The sequence below is a fragment of the Steroidobacter flavus genome, from assembly GCF_042651805.1.
In the GTDB taxonomy this organism is placed as follows: Bacteria; Pseudomonadota; Gammaproteobacteria; order Steroidobacterales; family Steroidobacteraceae; genus Steroidobacter; species Steroidobacter flavus.
This window is the reverse complement of record NZ_JBHSDU010000011.1, coordinates 1-3523: the sequence shown is the minus strand read 5'-3', so window position 1 is coordinate 3523 and position 3523 is coordinate 1. Positions and strand designations below refer to the sequence as shown.

Below are 3523 nucleotides of genomic sequence, written 5' to 3'. Positions count from 1 at the left end.
TGTTAGCGGCGGCGTAAAACCGCGCGATTCTGGCGGCGAGAGGCGCTTTTTTGGCAATGGCCGATTGCCTTGATGTTCGAGGACTGACTGCGTCGCTTTGGCAAGCGGGCGTGATGATCAGAATGGTGGATTGGCGTCGGAGGGATCCGCCGAGGTGGGCGCGGGTGCGGTCGGCGCTTGTTGATGGTCGCGTCGCAGGAGTTGTCCCGCGTAGTGACGTTCGAGTGCGTCGATGAGTTCGTGCAAGAACTCAATGAGCGATGCGACCGATTCATCGCTCAAGTTGAGGGGCAAGCACACGATCGGCAGATCATTGGGCTCCATCGTGGTGAGCTCCCTGCTGGGTTACCGCGCTTTCTTGCTGGCGGTTCGTTTGGATGAGCGCTGCGCGGCCCGCTCCTGAGCTTCCTTGAGTCGATAGCTGTCTCCGGCGACCGCGAGGATCTCGGAGCGATGCACGAGCCGATCGACGAGCGTGACGACGCAGGCGGCGTTGGGGAAGACCTCATTCCATTCGCCGAAGGGCTTGTTCGTCGTGAGAACCGTGGCTCGTTGCTGGTAGCGACGCGTAATGACCTCGAAGAGCAGATCGGCGTAACGTGCGTCGTAAGACAAGTAGCCGACCTCATCGATGCAAAGTAACGTCGGCGTGGTGTACCGGCGCAGCCGGCGCGATAGCGCGGTGGAGCTGTCCTGTGCGGCCAGGTCGTGCAGCATGTCGGAGGCGAGCGTGAAACGCGCGGTGTAGCCGCGTAATACCGCCTGGTGCAGCAGGTTCTTCGCGATCATCGTCTTGCCCAGCCCATTGGGTCCGACGATGACGACGTTGGCGGCCTGCTCGAGGAAGGTGAAAGTGAATAGCTCCTCCAACAGCGCGCGATCGAGCTCCTTTGGCCAAGCGTAATCGAAGTCGGCGAGCAGCTTGAAGCTGCCGAGGCGTGCGTTGTCCGTGCGCCGCTTGAGACTGCGGCGCTGGCGCTCGCAGTCCTCGACTTCCAGCACGCGAGCGAGCCAGGCCTCTTCGATGATCTCCTCGGCGTGAGTCGCCAGTCCATACAGGTTGAGTCGGCGCAGTCGTTGGCGCAGCGACTCAACGCTCAGGCTTGTCGTTGTCGTGATCGGCGGTATCGCTGTCGCCGGGTTCCGCGGGGCGCTCATCTGTAGGCTCATGGATGTTCTCTTGTAGAAGTTGTTGGTAGTCGCAGAGCGAATGCGGACGCACGATGAGCGAGCGCACTCGTGGATCGTTCGGCAACGTGATGGCAATGGGCGGGGACTGACCGCGCCGAGCGCGTTGCTGATCGATGAAGTGGCGCACGGCGCCTAAGTGAGCGGCTTGTTCGCGTAACGCCGCGGCGATGGCAGTCTCGAGCGCAGTGGCGCCATGACTATCGAGCAGATCGACCAGCCCGCGAGTGAGCGCGCCCAGGTGCGCGCCGCGCTCGGCGGCGAGCTTGAAGAGCGCGCTGGCACTGGCGGCGGCATGATGCAATCGATCCATGGCGCGATGAGCGCGTCCGGCGCGCTTCTGCGCGACCAGCGCCTCGAGATGGCTCGGGTCTTCGATCTGTTGATCACGATCGAAGCTGCGCACATGAGTGGCGATGACATCGTTACCATCGAGCACGCGCACGCGCTCCTGCGTAGCCACGACCTGCAGCGTGCGGCGGACGTGGGTATGAGGAATGGAGTAATCGTTCAGATCGAAGCGCACGTAGGGGCTCTTGTGCGAGGGGACGTCCACGCGCTCCTGACACGGAAAGGGCTCGGCGGGCAACGCGAGCAGTCGCGGCTGCTCTTCCAGGAAACATGCGCGCACACTGCGAGCCCGATCCTCCGGACACGGCCGCTCGGCGGCCTCGCCCGCACACCAGGCGAGTGCCTGCGCGTTCAGATCGGCCAGATCAGCGAAGCGCCGAGCGGCGAAGAAACGTTCGCGCGCAAAGCGAATCGCCCGCTCGACGCGGCCCTTCTCGTTGCCGCGGGCGATCGCCACCGGGCGAGGCTGGAAGCGATACCACGCGGCCAACTCGAGCAGCGTGGGATGGAAGCGGATGGCATCGCCGATGCGCTCGAGCACGGCGCTCTTGAGGTTGTCATAAAGACATTGACGAGATACGCCTTGAAAGAAGTTGAATGCCTGGACATGACCATCCAGGAAACAACTCATCGACGCGCCGAGATAGAAGCGCAGAAACAACTGGCGCGAGTAGCTCAGCACCATGACGAACGCCATCAGCGGGCGCAGCGCGCGACCGACGGCTAGACGACCGAAGTGCGCCCAGTCGACCTGGCTCTGTTCCCCGGCGAGCGTGCGTAGTCGCAGATAGGCCTCGGCGCTCGGTCGCGGCCGGTACAGCGCCACTTGATGACGGAAGTGATCTGGCCTTCCGGCATAGCCACGCTCGCGCGCCATCTGATACAAGCGGCTCGCGCGTAGCGTTGGGTAACGCGCGAGCGTGTCCTGAATGAAAGGAACATACGCATCGATCATCGAAGGTCGCGGTCGCTCTCGCACGATCACAAGGCCCGCTTGGGTCAGCACGCGACGCACCGTGTTGTGATGTACGCGAAGCTGGCGCGCTAGTGTGCCGATGGGCCAGCGCTCGGCGTGATGGAGCCGTAGGATCTCCGCCTCGAGCTCGCGCGAGATCATCACCGCCACGATCCGGGACGACGCCGACGACTATCCGCTCCACTGCCACAAGCGTAGTCGTGCCCACGAGGGCAGCACCTCTCGACAGAACGCGCATCGAGCCAGCGCCGCGCCGGGCAGATCGCCCGCGGCGGTGTCTGCGACGTTGGAAACTGCGTGGCTTGCATGGCTCGACTTGCCGCTTGTGACTGTCGGAAGCGCTACCTTGCGCGCCATCACGTGGGGAGGACATCCCTGATGAGTCACTGCGTGCGGCTTGCGCGTGCGCCACCGATGTTGGCGAGCCGCGTGACAATGCGCTCCGCGACGTGTGCGTTGATAACGCGCTGCGGCGCGACGCTGCGACTCGCGTCGACGAATCTGCGCGCAGCCGCCGGCGCAGTAGATGTTGCCGTGATCACAGTGACGGCAGATCCGTACCTGCACGCCACAGCGGCGGCAGTTGTAAAGCCGATAGGTCGCAGGCTGAGCGGCGCCAGACACCCGTGCCTCCCCGAAGCACTGGACAGCGCACGGGTGGCAGGCGCATAAAAGCCTCGCGAAAACGCCTGCCAAGGCGCTGCGCACCGAAGGCCCGGGGGTCGACGCCAATCAACGACCCGGGCCTTCGGTTCTTCATCCTCCTGCGCCGCGCAGGATACCGAAACAACACGCGCACTCGCGCCCTCGCAAAGATGCTGACTGGCCCTCGCCACATCAGGCGCCAGAGAACGTCTGCGAGCTACGAATCTGAAGTCAACTCGGGATGACGAAGATCGGGAAGGCGCTGCCGTGCTTCTTCCGCTTCGTTGAGATCAGGTGGGAACGATCAGCGCAGAGAAGTGCGCGCTATCGCCAGAAACAGGCGGTTTTTAACAGCCATCAACA

The 3523-nt window shown here is 63.7% G+C and carries 3 protein-coding genes; all 3 read right to left on the bottom strand.

The features are described 5' to 3' along the window. Positions 1 to 117: 117 nt before the first annotated feature. From ACFPN2_RS22805 to istA, 3 genes are read right to left on the bottom strand one after another with little or no spacing between them, the layout of a single operon-like run. Complete coding sequence (locus ACFPN2_RS22805; protein WP_380600904.1) at positions 118 to 324, bottom strand: hypothetical protein; 207 nt, start codon at positions 322 to 324, stop codon at positions 118 to 120. A gap of 21 nt (positions 325 to 345) precedes the next feature. After that, positions 346 to 1158, bottom strand: a complete 813-nt coding sequence (gene istB, locus ACFPN2_RS22800) for an IS21-like element helper ATPase IstB (RefSeq protein WP_380600902.1) — start codon at positions 1156 to 1158, stop codon at positions 346 to 348. Beyond that, positions 1091 to 2656: an IS21 family transposase gene (gene istA, locus ACFPN2_RS22795; RefSeq protein WP_380600906.1), complete on the bottom strand. Its 1566-nt coding sequence runs from the start codon at positions 2654 to 2656 to the stop codon at positions 1091 to 1093. Before istA ends, istB begins: the two co-directional genes overlap by 68 nt. Positions 2657 to 3523: the final 867 nt, after the last annotated feature.

Coding starts and splice junctions, on each gene's coding strand:
- ACFPN2_RS22805 (WP_380600904.1), bottom strand. CDS start 324: ATGGAGCCCAATGATCTGCCGATCGTGTGCTTGCCCCTCAACTTGAGC.
- istB (WP_380600902.1), bottom strand. CDS start 1,158: ATGAGCGCCCCGCGGAACCCGGCGACAGCGATACCGCCGATCACGACA.
- istA (WP_380600906.1), bottom strand. CDS start 2,656: ATGATCTCGCGCGAGCTCGAGGCGGAGATCCTACGGCTCCATCACGCC.